Below are 22306 nucleotides of genomic sequence, written 5' to 3'. Positions count from 1 at the left end.
TCTAAGTAGTAGAAACTTCTAATTCACCATCGAGATGGGTAACTTCCCATTGGGTTTGTTCGCCATTGCGCCAAAATCGCAATCCCACCGTAGCGTCTCCTACGGACAAATTTGTAAGTTCCAAATCGGGTAAGCAATCTGGTAGATTCGGCTGTACTTTTAACTGTTGCTTGTAAGCATCAGCCTTGAGTCCTAAAATGGTACGAATGAGTAAAAAAATTGAACCAGCAGCCCAAGCTTGGGGTATGTTAGCGTCTGGGTATGGGACTGGAAAGTTATCATCTTGGCGTTCAATTCCCGCAAACAATTCTGGCATTCGTCCAGCTTGAAAATAACTAGCAGCAGCAAAGATACCCTCAGCAATGCAGTTAGCTTCTTGGTGATAGCCATACTTTTTTAATCCCGCCGCGATGATCGAGTTATCATGAGGCCATACACTACCCCGTTGATAACTAATTGGGTTATATGCCGGATTTTGAGATGAAAGAGTCCGCACACCCCAACCACACCACATATCGGGTTGAAAAAGTCGGTTAACAAGTTTTTTTGCTCGTTCCTGTGGGACAATACCAGACCAGAGGAGATGACCAGGATTTGAGGTAATTGATTGAATTTGCTGCTTTTTATCGTCTAATCCTAAACAATAAAAGCCAACTGAATCCATCCAGAATTGTTCATTAAATCGTTGATAAAGTTCTTCGGCTTTTTGACGCAGCTTTTTGGCTTGCTCTTTTTCGCCCCAGACTTCATAAATTAAAGCTGCCCTTAGCCACGCATCATAAACGTAGCCTTGAACTTCACATAAAGCGATTGGCGGCTCAACTAACTGCCCATCGGGGTAAACTATTGCGTCACCCGAATCTTTCCAACCTTGATTGCGTAATCCTTTTGATGAACGAGTTAAATACTCAACAAAGCCATCCCCGTCAAAGTCGCCGTATTTGTCAATCCAATTTAGGGCTTTTTCCAGTGGCGCTCGACATTCATCAAGCATACTGACATCGGCGTTCCAGTTATAGGCTTCAGATAAGGTAACAATCCAAAGGATGGTAGTATCTACTGTTCCGTAGTAGGGATGATATGGAAGTAGGTTTAATGTAGTTAACTCATCTCGGCGCATTTCGTGCAGCATTTTACCTGGTTGGGCATCGTGCCAATCATCCAACTCAGTTGCTTGGAGTTGAGCCAGTTTCAGTAAGGTGCCACGGGCAAATTCATGATAAACTGCGATCGCCTGCAAGCTAGCAATTATTGAGTCGCGTCCAAAAACAGCAACAAACCAGGGAATACCAGCAGCTGGCATCCAAAATTGATGTCCATTATCATCTACCTCAATTCGCAACGCTCCCATATCTGCGATCGCTTGCTGATAGTATTCGGCAATTTCAGCATTAGACGATCGCAACTTTGTCGCATTAGTCAGAAATTCATCTCTAACCTTTCCCGCTTTTGTATTGTGAGGCACAGCGCAGGTATTTTGAGGTTTGAAGACATTTCCATCGGCTAAGGCTGTAAAATTGACACAACTGTGCCATGTTTTGCCAGGAGCAATGACCACATCAAACATTAAACGACCATTGGCATAGCGTGGTTCAGAAGTAGTACAAACTGGCTCAATCACAATACCTCGGAAGAAAGAGCCGTTGCAATATTCAGTGGTGAGTACACCATTTTCCCATTTGGTTTGTGTCTCACCTCGCGTCAATATTTGCTGTGATTTGACATCAAAAATATCCGCAAAATCAGAACGCACAGCTAGCATTAATTGAAACTTAACAGTTTCATTCTGATAGTTAATTATATCAATATCTTCATGCATCCCTTCCACAATGTCGCGCCGAACGGTTACAAGCAAACTACCAGCAGGTAACGAGCCGTTGATAATAGAAAGTTGTGGGTTGGTAAATTGGTAAAGGGCATCATGATGGCTGATATTGTTAGAGGCTAACAGCGAAAGTCGGCAGCGATTCACAGAAATTTCGTAGTAAGAGATTAGCCGTGTATCCCGAACAAAAAAACCTTGAGGTAAATTTTCGTCGATGGAACCATCACTAGCCGTTACTAAAAAAGAGGAACCATCGTTGATGGTTATCAAACCAGAATTGACAGTAACTTTTGTAGGCATTCTCAATTAACTAATTCTGTGGTTTTAATTCCCGCGCTTCCAAAAAGCACCAATTTTTGTGGCTCTTTTTAAATCCCATTTACAAAACTTAATTACATTAGCGAGTCCGCAAACATCATTACGAATTACGAATTATCCTAACCGTTCTCTGTAAAACCCGGATACAAAGTCATTCCACCATCTACAAATAGTGTTGTACCGTTGACATAATCAGAGTCATCAGAAGCCAACCAAACTGCTGCTTTGGCAATATCTTCTACATTTCCCACACGTTTTGCTGGAATCAGTTTTAGTAAATTCGCCTCTGCTTGTGGAGTATCCCAAGCTGATTTGTTAATTGGGGTTTTGATTGCACCAGGAGCAATACTATTAACACGAATTTTGTGAGGTGCAAGTTCTTGGGCAATACTTTGCATCATCATATTAATACCACCCTTGCTAGTAGCATAATTAACATGAGTAGCCCAAGGAATTACCTGATGTACAGAACTCATACAAATAATCTTACCTGCCGCACATGAAATATCAGGCTTCACACCCCGACGCAAAAATTCCTTGGCAGCTTCTTTAGCACATAAGAATTGTCCTGTCAAGTTCACATCAATAACTTTATTCCATTGGTCAAGGGTCATATCTACAAACGGTGAATCTTTTTGAAGACCAGCATTGTTGATCAAAATGTCAATAGTGCCGAATTGCTGGATCGTCTGGCTGAACATTGCCTTTACTTGGTCTTCTTTGCTGACATCGGCTTGAATAGCGATCGCTTCTCCATTAGTAGCTTTGATATCATCAACAATTTTTTGGGCTTCTTCGGCTTCCGAATGATAATTGATAACTACTGCTGCACCTGATGCAGCTAAATAACGAGCTATAGCTTCACCAATTCCAGAACTAGCACCCGTCACAAGTGCTTTTTGACCTTTAAGTAGGTAAGGGGAATAACTCATAATACTTTTTCAGAATTTTTGCTATGTATTTTCATTTGCAAAGTTTGAGGATAGCTGATATTGAAAACTTATGATTGAATCCAAATTGAAGCAAGCTGTCCTACGTTTAAATTTTTATACCAATTACACATTTTGCTTATGTGTTTAATTTTTGACAGCTATTTTGATGATTCTGGCATTACTTTAGAGGTTTGCAAGAATGAACGCTTCTAGCCATTGGAATAATAAATATCTCTACCGAAAGAACTATAAAAATTTCATCACGATTTCATTATTGGATGAAATCTTTAAAGGATGAAGTCAGTTGCATGTCTTTCTTAAGCAGGAGATAGATTTTTTGAAGAATTCAGAAGTCAGAATTCAGGAGTCAGAATCAAGACACTCGCGGACTCGCTATCAGTCGAGGATTCAGACCCGCGACGGATTGAAGACCACCAAATCTACGATTTGGTGGTCTTCAATCCGGTTATTCAGACGCTCGTGGACTCGCTAACGCTGCGCTATCCGCCACTCGCACAGAATACCCAACGGAATTCTGTTCGATAATAATTTCAATTTTTTGATATGGATTTATTTATACAAGAGTTTGATTAATGGTAAGTAACCAGTTACTAAAGTTATTTATTAATATTATAAAGATGCATATTTTCAGGTGTATATAATTATTGATGATAAAATTCAATGGATTTCTGTAGTAATCACCGATCCTGATATCCCAAGGAAAAAGCGATGTCTGCCTTACCTCTCAATAGCCAGAATCTACCGTACCCTGATCCCTTGCACCCGATCATTGTCCACTTCGTAATCGCAATGGTGCTTTTTTCTTTCGTGTGCGATGTTCTAGGCTATTTTACCCGCAACGTGCGTTTGTTTGAGGTGAGTTTCTGGAATATGTTTGTTGCTGCGATCGCAATTTTTGTAGCGGTGATCTTTGGTCAGTTTGAAGCAGGATTAGCCCAAGCCCAGACAGCAGCCCAGTCAACACTGAATTATCATACCGTCTTAGGTTGGTCATTGGCGGCGATTGTTGCCGCGATCGCAGCTTGGCGTTTTGTGATTCGCAACCGCAGCCCCCGAAAAGTACCACCTGCTTACTTGGGGGCTGCAACCTTTTTAGTCTGTCTAGTGTTTTTGCAAGTGTATTTAGGTAGTAAACTGTTTTGGGTATATGGATTGCACGTCGAGCCTGTAGTTCAAGCCATGAAACAGGGAGTTTCACCATGAACCCACAACTGATAGATCAGTTGAGACTACGACTGGGTGCTAACGGATTACCCTACGAGATTCCTGTACATCCGCAGTTAGTGCATTTAACACTGGGTTTATTCATCATTGCCATCATTTTTGATATAGCAGGAGTGTTGTTTTCTTTAGAAAAACCAATTTTCAAATTTTTGGGATTGGCTACCATCCGTTCTAGCTTTTTTGATGTCGGCTGGTACAACCTCATAGCAGCAACAGCTATCACGTTTTTCACAGTTGCGGCTGGTTTTTTTGAGCTACTTTTGGCAAATCCACCAGTCGATCAAAAGAGTGCTTGGGGATTGAGTGCTGGTTGGACGATGCTTTTACATGGTTTGGGTGGCGTTTTGCTGTTGGGAATTATTGTAGCCATGACTGTATGGAGAGGTTTGCAACGCTATCGCTGGCGCAAAGATACTTCCAGACAGGTGCAGTGGAGTTACCTGTTAGCGGGGATTGCAATACTAGGTATCTTGTTCGTTCACGGAACTTTGGGGGCGCAATTGGGAGAGGAGTTTGGGGTTCATGTTACTGCTGCTAAGTTAGGTAGGCATAATTAAACATAAAATAAAATCCTAGTTCGTAGTGAGCGATTCATCGCTCAAAACAAGGATTATCATCAGGACTAAAGTCCCGACTACAAACTTTAATTTTTTTGTACCTAGTTACTTAATACCATTGCCAAATTAAACGAAAATTTATTGAATTTTATGTTTAGTGTTTTTGAATATGTATTAATAGCGTTTTATGTAGCATTACTGCTCGTAGTCAGTCGGTGGATTGGGCAACAGGCGTTTTCTTGGATGCCTCCCCAAGCCACAGCAGAAGCACAACGGGTAGATGATTTGTTTAGCTTCTTAGTCTCAATTGGAGCATTTATCTTGCTTGGGCTAGTTGGCGTTATGGTGTATGCGATCGCATTCCATCGCGCCCCCCCAGAAGACTACACCGAAGGACACGCTTCTAGAGGTGATGCGAAGCTAGAAATATTGTGGACAGCAACCCCAACATTGTTAGTAGTGTGGATTGCCTTTCAAAGCTTCAATATTTATCAGCAATTAAATATTTTGGGTTTAAACGAAATCGTGCATTTGCATACACCCCTAGAATCTGCACCAGCATACGCCGAAACTGTTAGCGATCGCCCCAAGCCTGCATCTGAAACTATTGATGTTTTCGTTAAGCAGTGGGATTGGTCTTTTCGTTATCCAAATAACGTTACTAGCAATCAACTGCATCTGCCGATCAATCGCAGCACTCGCTTAAATCTGCAAGCCCAGGATGTAATCCACGGTTTCTATGTCCCTGAGTTTCGCTTAAAGCAAGATATTATTCCAGGGCGCGACATTGATATTGTGCTAACGCCCATTCGCCCAGGCAAATATCGGCTGAAAGATTCTCAATTTAGCGGTACTTACTTTGCCCTAATGGAAACGGATGTATACGTTGAATCACTCGATCAATATAATCAGTGGCTCACACAAACTGCTAATAGCGAACCAACCCCTGTAAATCAGGTAGTTGCCGAAAATATTCAACCACCAAAAACATTGTTTAATAGCGGTTGGTACACCGTCACACCGGCTCAACCTGGCATTGCCAATAAAAGGAAGCAAAATAATGACACATGATTTTAGTCAAGAGATTACCGGGGATCAAGAATCGGAAAGTTCCCAGAACCAGCAGGGTAATACTTGGCGGCAATATTTCAGCTTCAACACCGATCATAAGGTGATTGGAATTCAGTACATGGTGATGACCTTCATTTTCTTCCTGATTGGCGGGCTGTTGGCAATGCTCATTCGGGCTGAATTGCTCACCCCAGAATCAAATTTGGTCGATCGCCCGCTTTATAATGGTTTGTTCACCATGCACGGGACAATCATGATTTTCCTGTGGATTATTCCCTTCAATGCCGGTCTTTCTAACTATTTAGTACCGCTAATGATTGGAGCGCGGGATATGTCTTTTCCCCTGCTCAACGCCATCTCATTTTGGATTCTACCACCCGCAGGTCTTTTACTACTATCTAGCTTCTTCTTACCAAACGGCACTGCCCAATCTGGTTGGTGGGCTTATCCACCAGTTAGTCTGCAAGTTATAGGTGGTCAGTTGATTAACGGCCAATTTATTTGGATAGTTAGCTTAGTACTAATCGGCATCTCTTCAATTATGGGGGCTGTCAACTTTGTCACAACCATCTTTTGGATGCGCGCCCCAGGGATGACGTTTTTTCGGATGCCCGTGTTTGTTTGGTCGGTTCTCAGCGCCCAGTTGTTGCAACTGATTAATTTACCTGCCTTGACAGCTGCATTGGTACTGCTGTTGTTTGATCTCTCCTTTGGTACACAATTTTTTAAACCGGATGGAAATGGCGACCCCATTATTTACCAACACCTATTTTGGTTCTACTCTCACCCAGCAGTTTATATCATGGCACTACCTGCCTTCGGTATTTTTGCTGAGGTTCTGCCTGCATTTTCTCGCAATCCCCTATTTGGTTATCGGTCAGTTGCTCTTGCTACTCTAGGTATTGCTGCGATCAGCATCTTCGTTTGGGTACATCACATGTTCACCAGTGCCACCCCTGGTTGGATGCGGATGACCTTCATGGCTACCTCAATGTTAGTTGCGATACCCACTGGTATTAAAGCCTTCGCTTGGACTGCCACCATCTGGAGGAGCAAACTACACCTAGAGACACCAATGCTGTTTGCAATGGGAGGTGCAGCCATGTTTATTTTTGGCGGTGTTACTGGTGTAATGCTTGCTGCCACGCCCTTTGATATCCACGTTAATAACACCTACTTTGTTGTGGGACACTTCCACTACATCGTTTTTAATACGATCACAATGGCAATCTTCGCGGCAATTTACTACTGGTTTCCTAAGATCACTGGAAGAATGTATGCTGAGGGTTGGGGCAAGTTACATTTTTGGCTGACCTTTATTCCTGCCAATATTACCTTCTTCTCTATGCACCCATTAGGTTTACAAGGGATGCTCCGCCGAGTTTCTTCCTACGATCCACAGTATCAAGGATGGAACGTCGTCGCTAGCTTGGCATCATTTTTACTAGGAGCATCCACGCTGCCTTTTATTGCTAACATAGTAGGTTCTTGGCTTTACGGGCCGCGGGCAGTTGACAATCCTTGGCACGCGACTGGCTTAGAATGGACAACCTCTTCACCACCTCCGCGAGATAATTTTGAAGAGATTCCAACTGTAACCAGACCTCCTTATGACTATGGAAATCCCAAGTACTCAATAATCGAAAACTCTGATAACAATGAGTAAGGAATTAGACCAATTTTAATTACGAATTACGTTAGCGAGTCTTCGATAGCGACGCAGGAGCGTCGCGTCATTACGAATTACGTAGCTTGCTTCTCGCCTTTGACGAGTATTACGAATTATGCGTCGCACTCATATAGATGAAAGTCCAATCCGTTTTGATTTGTGGCGGCGACGCTTGCCAAATTGGTTACAGCGCTTCCTTCCAAGTGGTGGCGGTAGTCATGAAGATCATCATGGTAAAGGAATGTTCGGATTTACCGTGTTCCTCCTATCAGAAAGCATCATATTTCTAAGTTTTATCTTTACTTATGTTGCTCTCCGACTGAGTACTAATAACTGGCTACCACCCGGTATTTCTGGGCCAGAATTATCTACATCTGTAGTTATTAATACAGTAGTATTACTTTCCAGCAGCTTTGTCATTCAGCCAGCAGAAAATGCCCTTAAGCGTAATCAACTCACTAAATTTCGTTCGCTATGGTTAGTAACGATCGCAATGGGAAGTTACTTCTTAGTTGGTCTGCTAATTGAGTGGAAAAGTCTCAATTTTAAGATTACTACAGGGTTAGTTGGTTCGACATTTTACTTACTAACAGGTTTCCACGGTCTACACGTTCTGGCTGGTGTTGTGCTTCAGATAATTATGCTGATTCGCTCATTCATTCCAGGCAATTATAATAAGACTCACTTCGGTACAAGTGCGACTACTCTTTTTTGGCACTTTGTTGATGTAGTTTGGGTCTTTATTTTCTCGCTTCTCTATCTTTGGCGAACATAAAAACATTCAGAAATCCAAGTATTTTAAGGAGTAATGTGATGAATCTATTCTTGCAAGAAATACCAGCCTCAGAACGCGCCCCAAAAACAATTCAAGAAACTCCAGCACCAGGTCAAGACCCACTAATTGCACGCGGATTACAAAAAGAGCAATATGCTGGGATTATTGGGCTAGCGATCGCTCTAATTGCTGCTGTCGGATTTTTTAGTCAGAGAGTTGAATATGCTATTGCGTTCGCTCTTATTCTCAGCGTTATTTTAATTGCTTTGTTTTTATTCGTATAGCAAAGCTTTCATTAATAAAACATTTTAATTTCACAAGATTTACGAAAAAAAGCAAATATACCAGGCGATTATAAATCGCGGCTACACAAACAAAGTCCGCGTAGGCGGACTCTTAGGAATTTCAAACCCGAAGATGTGTTTTTACAAAAGTGAGATGCTCCCGGCTTAGTTTTCCCTATTCCCTTTCATGAGAGATTTTATGAACAACCCAGTTTATCAAACTGTGATTATCGGCGGTGGTTTCACCGGGCTATTTACAGCCTTACATTTAGCTCACGAAAACTATCCTCGCTCTGTTATCTTGATTGATAAAGATGAGCGCTTTTGCTTTAAGCCATTACTTTATGAGTATTTCGATGGCGAAATGGATAGCTTTCAAGTAGTACCGCGCTTTTCAGAATTACTTAAAGGTAGTGGTGTCATCTTTGTGCAAGATACAGTGCAATCGATAGACTTGCATCAAAGGGAAGTCAAATTAGTATCGGGAAACTCCTACAATTACAGCAACTTAGTATTAGCTTTGGGTAGTGTTACTGGCTATCATCAAGTTGATGGTGCTAGAGAATACGCCTTTCCTTTTTGGACGCAAGAAGACGCGATCGCTCTTGACCGTCATTTACGTGACTGTTTGCAAAAGGCCGTCCAAACTGAAGATTCAGAACAACGCCGAAAACTATTAACAGTAGTCATAGTTGGTGGTGGTGCTTCTGGTGTAGAAATGGCAGCTACTCTAGCGGATTTTCTACCACATTGGTATAGCGCTTTGGGAGGAAATTCTGCTGAAATTCGCGTGGTATTACTCAATCATGGTAAAGAAATCCTTGATGGCGATATTAATAATCCATTGCGAGAAATTGCCGAACGCGAATTGAATAAACGCACTGTGCCAATAGAAATAATTGTGGAAGCCGAAGCCACTACTATTAGTCTCAACTCAATTCAATATAAGCATAATGAGCAGATTGAGACATTAGCAACACATACTACAATCTGGACAGCTGGCACTTCTATCAATCCACTGATTAAAGATTTACCAATTCCCAAAGAACATCGTGATCATCACGATCGCCCCCTAGTCACTCCAACCATGCAACTACTTGATTTTCCAGAAGTTTTTGCAGGCGGTGATTGTGCAGCAGTTCAAGATAATTCACTACCACCTACAGCCCAAGTTGCTTATCAACAAGGAGCAAATATTGCCCAGAATTTGAAAGCGATCGCTCTAGGAGAAGAACTCAAACCTGTTAAAGTTAATATCCGTGGAACCCTTTTAAAATTAGGGGTAAATAATTCTGCTGCTAATCTTTTTAATGTTTTTGAAGTTACAGGTGAACCCGGACATTTAATCCGCCAAGGCACTTATCTAACGCTATTGCCAACACCAATTCATGACTTCAAAGCCACCACTGAATGGGTGGATGAAGAGATTTTTCATCACCACCTCAGCCCTCAAGATGTAGGTAAAAAAGTCGTACAAGCTGTGGAAATAGTTAGTGCAGGAGTTGTGGGTATTCTAGCTGCGAGAAAATTACTAAAAATGTTAGGAGAAGAAGAGAAAAGTAAATAAGGATTGGGGAGTGCTAAAAAGCTTTTTCCCTTGACATAATCTCCTTTAAGAGAACGTTAATTATAAGTACAGAGGCTGTTGAATATGTCTAGTCAAACCGATGTACAAGTACAAAGAATTAGAGCTATTGGCTTAACAGTGACAAACTGCGTAGGCGCAGCCCGTCGTAGACATCGCTCTTTGGAATTCTATACACAAGCACTCTTGTTTTAACTCGTTTCTGACATTACTGTTGAAGGACAGGATTACAGCGACTTAGAAGGTGTGACTGGGGCAAAAATTCGCATTATCACTTTACGATTAGGTGATGAACTTATCGAGTTGAGGGAGTATCTTAATATTCAGGGTAAACCCATCCCCAGCGATTCACAAAGTAACGATCTGTGGTTTCAACATCTGGCGATTGTAGTGAGTGATATGGATCGTGCTTATGCTCACTTGCGTTCATTTTCCATTGAACCAATTTCAGTTACTCCCCAGACAATACCACATGAGAATAAAGCATCTGGTAGTGTCCGCGCCTTCAAGTTTAAAGACTCTGATGGTCATGATTTAGAGTTAATTTGGTTTCCGCCTGATAAAGGACAAGATAAATGGCATCAAAATAGCGATCGCTTGTTTTTGGGAATTGATCATAGCGCAATCGCAATTTCCAATACCGAGCAAAGTCTACACTTTTACCGCGACCTCCTGGGAATGCAAATGGATAGCCGCAGTGTCAACTGGCGTGCAACCCAATCTCGCTTGGATAATTTACCAGGAGCAGAAGTCAAGATTACAGCACTGCGACCTGTTCAAGGTGGTGTGGGAATTGAACTGTTAGACTATATTTTGCCTGGAAAAGGTCGCCCAATGCCGAGTGACTGGAAAAGTTATGATATCGCACACATGCAAATTGAGCTTGTTGTAAATAATCTTGAGCAGTTAGTGGATAAGCTACGGCGTAACGGGGTTCAGTTCGTATCACCTTTGTGATCTTTGACAAAAAAGAAGGTATTACAGATTTGTCAAAGGCTCTGGTTGTTCACGCCCGTACCCTGGAGATTTACGACCAAGTGGGTCTAGCTCAACAAGCTGTTGCAAAGGGCGAGGTCGTGCAGAAAGGCAACCTCATGCACGACGGTAAAATCAGCGCCCACCTTGATTTTTCCTACTTCGGCGGGCAACTCAGCCCTTTTCCTTTTATGCTCGTTTTTGAACAAAACAAAAACGAGCGTCTGCTTTACGAGCATCTTCAACACAACGGCAAAGAAGTTCAATGGCAGACCGAAATGGAAAGCTTAACGCAAGATGCAAACGGCGTGAAAGCAGTTCTAAAAAATGCAAACGGCGAAACACAAACCATTGAAGCCCAGTATCTAGTGGGTTGTGACGGTGCAAGCAGTCCAACGCGCCATTTCCTCGACCTCCATTTTGAAGGTTCGACTTACGCACGCCTGTTTTACGTCGCGGACGTGGATATGGAATTTCAATCAGACAAGGCAACGTTTTACGCCACTCTGGCAGAGAATTCCTTCGTGCTAATCGTTCCCATGCAAGGCGAGAAGCACTGGAGATTAATCGGCAACCTGCCCGAATATGATGAGCAAGGCGATAGCGAAGTAACCTACGATGAAGTCGAAAACAAGGTCAAGCAATTGGTGCAGCGACCATTGGAGATTACAAACGTGCGCTGGTTTTCCAGTTACAAAGTACATACTCGTCGCGCCGAGAAGTTTTCCAAAGGTAGATGTTTTCTGGCTGGCGATGCGGCGCATATTCACACACCTGCGGGGGGTCAGGGAATGAATACGGGTATCCAGGACGCTTATAACCTGGCATGGAAAATCGGGTTTGTTTTGAAAGGCTATGCCAAGGATTCAATTCTGGAAACTTACAATGAAGAACGTCTTGCCAACGCGAAACGGCTCTTGCAGACGACTGACCAGTTTTTTGATGTCGCGGCGGGCAACCAGTGGTATCTACAGTTTTTCCGTGACAACATTTTGCCAAGCCTTGCTAGTGTTGTAACACGATTTAGCGCAGCAAAAGAGTTTATCTTTCAGCTAGTTTCTGAAATCGGGATAAACTACCGCAACAGTTCTTTAAGTCTGCATCCAAGCGATTCTCGTGCCCAGAGGCTGCGCCAACGCTCCTTTGAGGTCAAAGCTGGAGACCGAATGCCCTATTTTCTGGCGGACGGCACTAACGTTTACGATCGCCTCAGCGCTCCGAAATTCCACTTACTTGTGTTCTCCAATGGGGAATACGACTATGAAGATTTGCAAGCGGAACTCGCAAACAAATACGGCGATTTTATCGATTTCAACGTTGTTCCGCTTTACCCACGCGTCGTGGAAATCTTCGGCACTAATCAGCCTTTCAAAGTTTTACTAAGACCAGATAACTACATCGGACTGATCTCTACAGAATTATCCTTGGACGATCTCAAAGTCTATATGAATGGGTTTATACTAGATGTCTCCGGTAATTAATTATACGTTACCCAGAACCCTTGGAGAGACCTAGCAATGCGTAGAATACAGTGTTAACGATAAAATAACTCAACTTCCAAAAATCAAAGCATCGATCGAATAAGCACCAGGGCCTAAAACCGCGATCGCAATTAACATAACGCAATACATAAACGCCTTTTCCCAACTTGGTGGTTCACCTTGTCCTAAAGCACCCTGATACTGTTCTTGAGGAATTAAGTATGGATCTTGGGCTACAAAAGGCTTACTTCCAGTGATGTGCAAATATATCGCAAAAATCATTAAGCAGAGAATGGGCAAAGTTGCTAAGAGTGTGAGGAATCCAATAATCAGAAAAATTCCGCCAGCTAACATCGATGCTGCTGATAAAAAGCAAAGAAAGACAGGCATTTTTAGAGACTCAGCCCACCGTCGAAGATGCATTATCTTGGGATAGCCGTGTAGTATAAACAACCAGCCAAGGCTAACTCTGAGAAGTAAAAGTGCCAATCCGGGAAATCCGTCAGGATACACAGGAGAAAGTGAACTTAATAAGTGTGGACTTAGCTGTAGGAAATTAAATGCAGCTAGGAAAAAAGCGAGTTCCTTCGGAATAGCTCCGCTTAACGCTATACCCAACCCAAATTGATAAATCATAGCTGTACACCACGAGTATTAAGGTCGATAACATATAACGAATGACCGGCTGTGATAAATAAGCATTTACGAAATGTCCCTGAAAGGGAATCGCCTTCCTTACTACCAAAAGTCAGGTTAGCGGATGTCTCCGGTACGAGAATTTTTCCTAAGCGAGTTCCGTCGGGGGCGTATATCTGCACACTGTCTTGATAACTAGTAAAAACATTGCCATGTTTGTCAACCCGCAGTCCATCGGGTTGTCCTGGTTCAATGACTGCAAATACACGCCCATTCTTTACAAAGCGATTGCCCACAACCTCATAGACACGAATATGATGAGGCCCTCCAGGAATATTAAACGCAGCTGTATCTGAAACATACAAAAGGCTTTCGTCTGGACTGAAAGCCAACCCATTCGGGCGTACCATATCTGTTACTACAGGAGAAATCTCACCTGTTGCCGGGTCAAAGCGATAGACGTAACTTCCGGGTTGTTCTTGTTCGCCGCCGTAACCTTGGTTTGGCTCGGTAATCCCATAAGGCGGATCGGTGAACCAAATTGTACCGTCGCTTTTGACTACCAAATCATTTGGACTGTTCAGGCGTTTGTTGTCGTAGCGATCGACTAAAACCTTCCATTTACCATCATGTTCGTGTCGAATAATAGCACGCAGACCAGAGGAACAGGCAACCAGACGACCCTCTAAGTCACGGTAATTACCGCTTTGGTAATCAGATGGATCTCGCAGGACACTTACACCATCGGTAGAACTCCACCGCAACAGGCGGTTGCCGTGAGCATCGCTCCACACAACACTGTCATCTTCATGGAAGTAAACAGGCCCCTCGCTATGGACTGCACCATTGGCTAGCTCCTGGAGTAAAGCACCGGGGCGTACAATAGCAAGGAGGCGATCGTCATAAATCTCAATGGCTTCAGGCATAGAAATCTCCTGTTATTTAACTTGGCTACTGACGATAAATAGCAGGTTTAAATTAATACTAAAATACTATAGATGTATATTTAATATCGTGTAACCAACTGAGTACGCCACGGCGGAAATAGAGCAACCATTTAAAACCCCTAAAAAATTGATTTCATAATACTTTTGACTTCCGGCTTGCAGTACTGAGTGTAAAGTTTCTAGCTGTTTTCATCAGTTACTAAATACAATATTAAAGTTAATTATTATAAAGCTAATTCTTACTTTATTGATTTCTATTAACATTGAACCATAGATATAGATTGCACCAAAAGACTATTTTTATTCAAAATAAAGTTATTCATTTTTAAAATTAAATATTTTTTAACACATCAAATTAATAGCTTCATCAAAAATGCCAAGCAAAATTTATTTCCTATTTTTGTAAAGAGATTACATAGCTAATTCATACAATAGAAATAAAAAATGAAATTAAAATGAAATACTAACCTGTCTTTAGGCATAAATAAATATTAATCCATTAGAGAGAAGCAATATTGTAATTAAAGCTTTAGTCTAAGCATAAGAATCTGTCTTTAGAGCTATTTAAATTTTGATAAAACTTATAAAGTAACTTAAGCTATTGCCAAATTAATTTGTGGCATCAAAGAAATTAAACCGTAATTAATCTGAAATTACTAATTATCAATTATGACTAGCATCACAGAACATTACGACATCATTATTATCGGTACAGGGGCCGGTGGAGGTACATTAGCCCACCGCCTTGCACCCACAGGTAAAAAAATTATAGTACTGGAAAGAGGCGACTTTTTGCCGAGAGAAAAAGCTAACTGGAATCCAGAGGAAGTCTATCAAAAACATCGCTACCATACTGATGAGCAATGGTATAACAAAGAAGGTAAAGCCTTTAATCCTCAGACAGGCTACTGGGTTGGTGGCAATACCAAACTCTACGGTGCAGCCCTAATTAGATTCCGGGAGCGAGATTTTGAAAGGGTAATTCATAAAGGAGGAATTTCTCCAGAATGGCCTTTGAAGTATCAAGACTTTGAGCCATACTACACCCAAGCAGAAAAGCTCTATGATGTGCATGGACAGGAAGGGGAAGACCCCACTGAACCACCTCGCAGCGAACCATATCCTTATCCGCCAGTCAGTCATGAGCCAGATATGCAGTCTCTTGCTGATGGCATCCGGGAACTGGGTTATTATCCATTTCACCTGCCATTAGGATTAAAGCTGAATGAAAGCGATCGCCTAAATAGTCCCTGTATTCGCTGCGATACTTTTGATGGATACCCCTGTCTGGTACAGGCAAAAGCCGATGCTGATATCAACGCCATTCGTCCCGCCCGCGAAAAGTATGCCAATGTTACTCTCTTAACTAATGCCAAAGTCTTGCGGCTGCATACCAGTGAGTCGGGGCGAGAAGTGACGAAGGTAGAAACTGAAATTGCCGGAGAGCAACATTGGTTCACAAGCGATATTGTGGTTGTCGCCTGTGGTTCTGTCAACTCAGCTGCTTTGCTGTTACGCTCTGCTAATGACAAACATCCCAACGGATTAGCAAATAGTTCCGATCAAGTGGGGCGGAATTTCATGAAGCAACTGGAAACGGCCATAGTTTCCATACATCTAGAAGTGAATCACGCCAACTTTCAAAAAACGATCGCTGTCAACGATTTTTACTGGGGAGAGCCAGATTTTCCTTATCCGATGGGCATGGTGCAGAATACAGGTAATGTACTTGCCGATATGATTCCCGGAGAAGCACCGCCACTGATGGCTCCATTTGTCAAGCTGATTCCTCATTTTGAGCGCCATTTGCTGGCCGAGCGATCGGTTGGTTGGTGGTTGCAGACAGAGGATTTACCAGATCCGAATAATCGGGTTCGGGTGGTGGGTGACAAGATTCATCTTGATTATACACTGAACAATACCGAAGCAAGCGATCGCTTAATTCACCGATGGACATCTGTACTCAAGTCAATCCCTCACTCTGCTAAACACGTTCTGCCATTTAGCCTTTATCCCCGCACTCACCTACCTGAACAAGCAGTTGCTCATCAATGTGGTAGTTGTCGATTTGGCACAGATCCCAAAACCTCAGTTCTTGACATCAATTGCCGTACTCATGATGTCGATAATCTCTACGTGGTAGATAGTAGTTTCTTTCCGTCAAATTCTGGTGCTAACCCAACACTTACAATTATGGCGAATGCATTGCGTGTTGGCGATCTGCTTGCAGCACGCTCCGCGTAGCAAAATCCCGTTCGCCCTTGGCATCTCGTAGGGAAGGGTACACTAACGCATAGCTTAACGACTGAAATGAACAGGTTATTGGTCAAGAGTAAATAGCAAAAAGGAGAAACATTATGACGAAGGATGAACGACAAATTACACCAATTGAGCAACCACAGATTCAATCTCAACAGGACGAGTCAGAACAGATAGATTCTGATTCCTTAGCGACAGGTCTAGGTGTTGTGGGAGGTGGCTTTGCAGGAGCCGCACTGGGTCGCTCAATTGGTGGTAAGATGGGTGCTGCAATTGGTGGGCTTGCAGGGGCAATTACTGGTGGGCTTGCAGCCAATAAGTTGGCAGAATATGTAGAGGAATTTACTGAAGAACTCGAACCGACAGTTGGATTGGGATTAGGAGCAAATCACAAACCAATTGAATTACCTAGTCACTATAGTTGGGAAGAACTACAAGCACTATCAAAACCTCAAGGTGAAAAAATGCAAGCTACATAAACAAAAAATTAATTACGAATTACGAATTAATCCAAAATAATCATGTCAATAAAGGCAACCCACAGTCACAATTGAGTCATATTCTTACGAATAAAATGTTTTTGTGACAACTATCAACAACATAGTTGTCACCTCATTTATAAAATAGCTCTACCAGTCCTAAATCATTCGTAAAAATCCCTATTTATTACCTCTCTTTGTCCTCTATATCTCTGTGGTTCGATTCAAAAAATATTTTCCAAAACTCATTTATGATTGCTATATAAAGTTTGCTTCCTACTATTGAGATAATAAATATTGATAACTTAACAAGCAGAAAAACTTTATTTTTGTATGAATCAAAAATTATGGAGGCATCAATATTTATTTCTTAAGTAGAATCAAAATTTCATAATGATTTCACTTTTTCGTGAAAGCGTAATTAAAGAAGGCTTTTAGCACTGGGTTGACTATGCGGCTGATATTAGTTGAGGATGAAGCAGATTTAGGCGCAGCAATAAAACAAGTCCTGAGCCATGAGGCGTATATAGTTGACTGGTTTCTAGATGGTACTCAGGCATGGCAATATTTAGAAACTGGTTGGACTGAGTACACACTTGCGATTTTTGATTGGATGCTGCCTGGAGTATCGGGGATAGAGTTGTGTAAATGGTTGCGAGATCGCCAATTAACTCTACCTGTATTGATGCTAACGGCTAAAGACCGAATGGAGGAAAAGATTATTGGTCTAGATAGCGGTGCAGATGATTATTTGGTTAAACCCTTTGATATGGCAGAACTGTTGGCAAGATTGCGGGCATTACAACGGCGCTCCTCTTACGTAGGAACAACGCTGACACCTCAAGTCCAACCCCGACGCTTACAAGTAGGTTGCCTGACTCTCAATTACAGCACTCATCAACTTACTCGTCAGTATTGTCACGGTGAAAATCAAGTATTCTCTTTAACTGTCAAGGAATTTCAATTGTTGGAATATTTCATGAGACATCCTAACCAAATTATCAGCCGCGACCAAATTATTAATCAGCTTTGGGAAATTGGTGCAGAACCAGTTAGCAATGTCGTAGCAGCACAAATTCGCTTATTGAGACGCAAATTAGGAGAAGAAGAGAACGAATCTTTAATTGAAACTGTTTATGGTGTGGGCTATCGTCTCAATATTCCAGCTGCGGAAATAGGCAGATGATTTCTGTTAACTCGACAGCGACCGAACAATTCGCAATTCGCAGTGACGCTCCTTCTCCTGACGGAGACGCTACGCGAACGTCGCTAACGCAATGGGCTAACGCCCCGCTCCGCTAACGCAATGGCGGACGTAATTGAATAATTGATTCATCCTTCAAGGTCATTGCCCCTAATTTTAATTATGTAAAAATCAAAACACTTAGTATCAAGATCCAAGCCCCTAACTAAAGTTAGGGGATAATAATTGCGAATTGGAAATTGCGAATTGGAAATGACACTTTCAGTAAGGTTATAGAAATATGGAACGCAACCCGATTTTCCACCAGACTAGGTTGCGCCTGGCAGCTTGGTATACCCTCGTCATGGGCGGTATTTTAGGGCTATCTAGTTTGGGGGTTTATAGTGTGGTTGCCCATGCCTACTATGAAACCATAGACCAGGGATTGCAATCAGTCGCAAATGCACTTCATAAAAGTATTGAACCGGCTTGGCAGCAACCCGGACAATTACAACGCCTTGCGAAAGAATTTTCTTTAGAATTATGTGTGGCTCAGACAAATTGCTTGCCTAAAACAACAGCCATTAAAAAATCAATCACAGAGGCGGCGAATCCAGTTAATTACTATATACGCTTATTGGATAGCTCAGGAAAACTTTTTGCTAGTGGAGGCATGGAATTTGACAAGTTACCGATTACCTCAGAATTACAGCATTGGCAAATCTTAACAGATTCCTCTGGTACTCGATACCGCGAAATCACTTTACCTTTGTATACTCAAAAACAGGTTTCGGGTTATCTACAAGTGGCGCGTAGTATCACTGATTTAGACCAACATCTGGCTTATTTAAGATTAGCTTTGGTGTTAGGATTACCAATTTCCATGATTTTCGTTGGTTTGTCTAGTTGGTGGTTGGCAGGAAGGGCAATGCAACCTGTATATCTTTCCTACCAACAAATGCAACAATTTACTGCTGATGCTGCCCATGAGTTTCGCACACCTTTAGCAGCAATGTACTCTACTATTGAAGCTGCTATTAAGTTACAGCAAGAACCAAAATCCAATGGTGGAATTTTAGATGTACTTAAACGCCAAAATCGGCGACTATCACAATTAGTCGGAGATTTGCTGTTATTAACGAGGATAGATCAAAAACAACTAACAGGAGAATATCAGTCTTGCTGTTTAAATGATTTAATTAGCGATTTAACTGAGGAATTAGCATTTTTGGCAGTAGAAACTAAAGTCAATCTCTCTAAACAGGTGCAAGTCTCAGAAAAACTGTATGTGATGGGAAATGAAGAACAGCTTTATCGCTTAATTTCCAACTTAATTGCCAATGCAATTCAAGCCACATCTAGCGGTGGAAAAGTCACGGTTTTTTTGGAAAAAAGTGAGCTTTACGCCATGATTAAAATTCAAGATACAGGAATTGGTATTGCTGTTGAACATCAACAGCGAATTTTCGATCGCTTCTACCGAGTAGATCGCGACCGCTCTCGCACCTCTGGCGGTTCGGGTTTGGGATTAGCGATCGCCATCGCCATCGCCAGAGCGCATAAAGGCAATATTCACGTTCAAAGTCAACCTGGGCTAGGTAGTACATTTACAGTTCGGCTTCCTCTTTCATCGTGATTTCTGGAAATAAATGTTGCTATCTAGTGCATTATTTATCTTGATAACGATATTCTATGCTAAAGCTTTTGTTTAAAATCCAGAATCTAAAACCATTTGATTTGGAGGAGTTTTGATAAATAATATTCGTAATCGCTTCAGAGGTTTTAAGCACAAAAGGGTTGAACCATCACAACTAAAACAGTTAGTACATGAATTGTTGTCAGAGTCTAGTCTCGACGCAACATATTTGGTTTTGATTATTGGCTCATGTGCGATCGCTACATTTGGTCTACTTGCCAATAGCACTGCTGTAATTATCGGCGCAATGATTATCGCACCTCTGATGTTGCCAATTCGAGGTTTAGCCTTTGGTGCATTAATTGGAAATATTAACCTATTTCGTAAAGGCGTAATAGCAGTATTCTTAGGCACATTACTAGCACTTTTAATTTCTTGCAGTATCGGTTGGATCGTTAATCTACCTAGTTTCGGCAGTGAAGTGCTATCTCGCTCCAAACCTAACCTGCTTGATTTGGGTATTGCAGTCGCAGCAGGTTGTATCAGTGGCTACGCTAAGGTTAATTCAAAAATCTCTGCTAGTGTGGCAGGGACGGCAATAGCTGTTGCCCTTATGCCCCCAATTTGCGTCATCGGTTTAGGTCTAGCAAAATTTAACTTGTCACTCAGCTTAGGAGCGACTTTGCTCTACCTAACGAACCTTTTGGGTATTAGCCTTGCTTGTATGCTGACATTTTTATTCACCGGTTATTCTCCTGTCGATCGCGCCCAAAAAGCGCTGCTATGGGCATTGGCGTTAACAGGTGCTTTATTAATACCTTTAACTGTGAGCTTTACCCGATTAGTTAGACAAGCAGAACTCGAAACCCATTTGAGAAAGGCACTGCTGAACCGAACTGTAACTTTTCAACGTTTGGAACTACTGAAAACTGATACTAATTGGCTGAGTAATCCGCCTCAAGTTCGCTTGAGTGTTAGCGCACAAGAACCTGTAACATCAAAGCAAGTAAGCCTTTTAGAAGCGTTTCTTGAAAAAGAAACTGGGCAACGTTTTTCCCTGATTTTTGAAGTTAGTCAGGTGAAAGAAGTCAGAGGAGAAAAATCAGATTCTCCTCACAAATAAAATATCTAAAATCCTATTATCTTGCCCTAAGATAAATGGTTCTTCCGTACCTGTTATGCCAAATTATTAGTTAAACATCAAAACTTGCTTGAAAAATATAGGTAAAAAACCCAAAACCCAACCAACCGCCTAAAATGTTATTAAATAATTCTTATTTTTTGTTTTAGCAAGAGTTTCATGTTTATTACGAAGGAGATTTAGCATAATATGTCAACTAAATTTTTCATCCTATTTATAGATAGGAAAAACTAACTAAAGGTGGAGTTAGATATCAGGATATTTTTATATCCTTATTAAGGTTGACTAATTAAGCAAGTAAGATCATGAATGCAGATATATCCGCACTCTGGGACAGAATCCAGGGAATGATTAACGGATTCATTGTCCTACTGCCGAATATCGTGCTGGCATTGATTGTCTTTGCAATCTTCTTCGTGGTGGCTAGAGCGATTAAGAGAGTAGTTAAACGATTAACTCGCGATCGCCACCAAGCTCGGAATCTAGGACTAGTACTGGGACGCTTGGCGCAAGGTACAATACTATTAATCGGGCTATTTGTGGCTTTGTCGATTGTAATACCGACATTTCGAGCCGGAGATTTGATACAACTACTGGGGATTAGCGGCGTAGCGATCGGCTTTGCCTTTCGTGACATCCTACAAAACTTCTTGGCTGGGATTCTGATCCTCTTGACAGAGCCGTTCCAAATCAATGACCAAATAGTTTTTCAAGGCTTTGAGGGAACTGTAGAAAATATTGAGACACGAGCGACAACAATTAGAACTTACGATGGTCGTCGCATTGTCATTCCTAACTCAGAATTGTTCACTAATTCGGTAACTGTAAACACTGCCTTTGACAGTCGCCGACTACAGTATGATGTCGGTATTGGTTACGGCGATGATATAGACCTAGCCAAGGAGTTAATGCTTGAAGCATTGCATAGTGTGCCGGAAATACTGAAAGACCCTGCACCTGATGTGCTGCTCATGGAACTTGCCGAAAGTACTGTTAATATCCGCATTCGTTGGTGGATTAACCCGCCACGACGTGCAGATGACCTCGCCTCACGGGACAAGGTACTTTCTACAATTAAGAAAACGTTAGTTCAAAACGGCATCGATTTACCCTTTCCCACACAGCAAATTTTATTCCATGACCAGACAGAAGAGATAGATGGCGATCGCTCTCGTCAGCGTGAAGGTTGGCCATCTGGTAAAGGCAAAGTACCAAAACCCCGTAACATTGGTGATTCACTCAGGTTACTTGCTCAAATGCAGACACAAAGAGATGATAATGGTAACGTAGATTCTCCACAAGCGTAGT

At 41.9% G+C, this 22306-nt stretch carries 20 protein-coding genes; 16 read left to right on the top strand and 4 right to left on the bottom strand.

From position 1 onward, the window contains the following. Position 1: 1 nt before the first annotated feature. Together V7K50_RS09470 and V7K50_RS09465 are read right to left on the bottom strand one after the other, a co-directional pair. On the bottom strand, positions 2 to 2125 hold the full coding sequence (locus V7K50_RS09470; protein ID WP_334959369.1) for an amylo-alpha-1,6-glucosidase: 2124 nt from the start codon (positions 2123 to 2125) through the stop codon (positions 2 to 4). Between the two features lie 137 nt (positions 2126 to 2262). Continuing rightward, on the bottom strand, positions 2263 to 3075 hold the full coding sequence (locus V7K50_RS09465; protein WP_334959367.1) for an SDR family oxidoreductase: 813 nt from the start codon (positions 3073 to 3075) through the stop codon (positions 2263 to 2265). Between the two features lie 729 nt (positions 3076 to 3804). Here V7K50_RS09465 and V7K50_RS09460 point away from each other — a divergent pair. The 10 genes from V7K50_RS09460 to V7K50_RS09415 all read left to right on the top strand — a co-directional run bounded on the left by V7K50_RS09460 (position 3805) and on the right by V7K50_RS09415 (position 12717). Beyond that, positions 3805 to 4299 (top strand): DUF2231 domain-containing protein, encoded by a 495-nt coding sequence (locus V7K50_RS09460; RefSeq protein WP_334959365.1) that lies wholly within the window; start codon positions 3805 to 3807, stop codon positions 4297 to 4299. Continuing rightward, positions 4296 to 4877, top strand: coding sequence for a DUF2231 domain-containing protein (locus V7K50_RS09455; protein WP_334959363.1), 582 nt, complete (start codon positions 4296 to 4298; stop codon positions 4875 to 4877). Before V7K50_RS09460 ends, V7K50_RS09455 begins: the two co-directional genes overlap by 4 nt. A gap of 150 nt (positions 4878 to 5027) precedes the next feature. Then, positions 5028 to 5948: a cytochrome c oxidase subunit II gene (locus V7K50_RS09450; protein WP_334959361.1), complete on the top strand. Its 921-nt coding sequence runs from the start codon at positions 5028 to 5030 to the stop codon at positions 5946 to 5948. Then, positions 5938 to 7614: a cytochrome c oxidase subunit I gene (locus tag V7K50_RS09445; protein WP_334959360.1), complete on the top strand. Its 1677-nt coding sequence runs from the start codon at positions 5938 to 5940 to the stop codon at positions 7612 to 7614. Before V7K50_RS09450 ends, V7K50_RS09445 begins: the two co-directional genes overlap by 11 nt. Positions 7615 to 7729: 115 nt before the next feature. After that, on the top strand, positions 7730 to 8392 hold the full coding sequence (locus tag V7K50_RS09440; protein WP_442944565.1) for a cytochrome c oxidase subunit 3: 663 nt from the start codon (positions 7730 to 7732) through the stop codon (positions 8390 to 8392). Between the two features lie 38 nt (positions 8393 to 8430). Beyond that, on the top strand, positions 8431 to 8676 hold the full coding sequence (locus V7K50_RS09435) for a hypothetical protein (RefSeq protein ID WP_334959356.1): 246 nt from the start codon (positions 8431 to 8433) through the stop codon (positions 8674 to 8676). A gap of 199 nt (positions 8677 to 8875) precedes the next feature. After that, entirely contained in the window at positions 8876 to 10243 is a 1368-nt protein-coding gene (locus tag V7K50_RS09430; protein WP_334959355.1) for an NAD(P)/FAD-dependent oxidoreductase, read from the top strand. An 84-nt stretch (positions 10244 to 10327) separates the two neighbouring features. After that, positions 10328 to 10456: a hypothetical protein gene (locus V7K50_RS09425; RefSeq protein WP_334959353.1), complete on the top strand. Its 129-nt coding sequence runs from the start codon at positions 10328 to 10330 to the stop codon at positions 10454 to 10456. 51 nt (positions 10457 to 10507) lie between these two features. Continuing rightward, positions 10508 to 11218: a VOC family protein gene (locus V7K50_RS09420; RefSeq protein ID WP_334959351.1), complete on the top strand. Its 711-nt coding sequence runs from the start codon at positions 10508 to 10510 to the stop codon at positions 11216 to 11218. Then, the gene (locus V7K50_RS09415) at positions 11215 to 12717 is read left to right on the top strand and encodes an FAD-dependent monooxygenase (protein ID WP_334959349.1); all 1503 of its coding nucleotides are present in this window, start codon (positions 11215 to 11217) and stop codon (positions 12715 to 12717) included. The genes V7K50_RS09420 and V7K50_RS09415 overlap by 4 nt, the downstream gene beginning before the upstream one ends. Positions 12718 to 12786: 69 nt before the next feature. Here V7K50_RS09415 and V7K50_RS09410 read toward each other — a convergent pair whose 3' ends face one another. Both V7K50_RS09410 and V7K50_RS09405 read right to left on the bottom strand, forming a co-directional pair. Continuing rightward, positions 12787 to 13353, bottom strand: coding sequence for a DoxX family protein (locus V7K50_RS09410; protein WP_334959347.1), 567 nt, complete (start codon positions 13351 to 13353; stop codon positions 12787 to 12789). Then, complete coding sequence (locus V7K50_RS09405; protein ID WP_334959345.1) at positions 13350 to 14279, bottom strand: SMP-30/gluconolactonase/LRE family protein; 930 nt, start codon at positions 14277 to 14279, stop codon at positions 13350 to 13352. The genes V7K50_RS09410 and V7K50_RS09405 overlap by 4 nt, the downstream gene beginning before the upstream one ends. A 690-nt stretch (positions 14280 to 14969) precedes the next feature. Here V7K50_RS09405 and V7K50_RS09400 point away from each other — a divergent pair. The 6 genes from V7K50_RS09400 to V7K50_RS09375 all read left to right on the top strand — a co-directional run bounded on the left by V7K50_RS09400 (position 14970) and on the right by V7K50_RS09375 (position 22305). Continuing rightward, the gene (locus tag V7K50_RS09400) at positions 14970 to 16544 is read left to right on the top strand and encodes a GMC family oxidoreductase (protein WP_334959343.1); all 1575 of its coding nucleotides are present in this window, start codon (positions 14970 to 14972) and stop codon (positions 16542 to 16544) included. A gap of 113 nt (positions 16545 to 16657) precedes the next feature. Beyond that, complete coding sequence (locus V7K50_RS09395; RefSeq protein WP_334959341.1) at positions 16658 to 17038, top strand: hypothetical protein; 381 nt, start codon at positions 16658 to 16660, stop codon at positions 17036 to 17038. A gap of 451 nt (positions 17039 to 17489) precedes the next feature. Then, positions 17490 to 18224 (top strand): two-component system response regulator RppA, encoded by a 735-nt coding sequence (rppA, locus tag V7K50_RS09390; protein ID WP_334959339.1) that lies wholly within the window; start codon positions 17490 to 17492, stop codon positions 18222 to 18224. Positions 18225 to 18522: 298 nt separating this feature from the next. Further along, a complete protein-coding gene (rppB, locus tag V7K50_RS09385) occupies positions 18523 to 19857 on the top strand; it encodes a two-component system sensor histidine kinase RppB (RefSeq protein ID WP_334959337.1) in 1335 nt (444 codons plus the stop codon). A gap of 112 nt (positions 19858 to 19969) precedes the next feature. Continuing rightward, positions 19970 to 20980 (top strand): DUF389 domain-containing protein, encoded by a 1011-nt coding sequence (locus V7K50_RS09380; RefSeq protein ID WP_334959335.1) that lies wholly within the window; start codon positions 19970 to 19972, stop codon positions 20978 to 20980. Between the two features lie 323 nt (positions 20981 to 21303). Then, complete coding sequence (locus tag V7K50_RS09375) at positions 21304 to 22305, top strand: mechanosensitive ion channel family protein (protein WP_334959333.1); 1002 nt, start codon at positions 21304 to 21306, stop codon at positions 22303 to 22305. The last annotated feature ends 1 nt before the right edge of the window (position 22306 follow it).

This window comes from Nostoc sp. (assembly GCF_036917135.1).
Classification (GTDB): Bacteria; Cyanobacteriota; Cyanobacteriia; order Cyanobacteriales; family Nostocaceae; genus Nostoc.
Note: the sequence above shows the minus strand (reverse complement) of the source record. Positions and strands in the feature narration are given on the sequence as shown.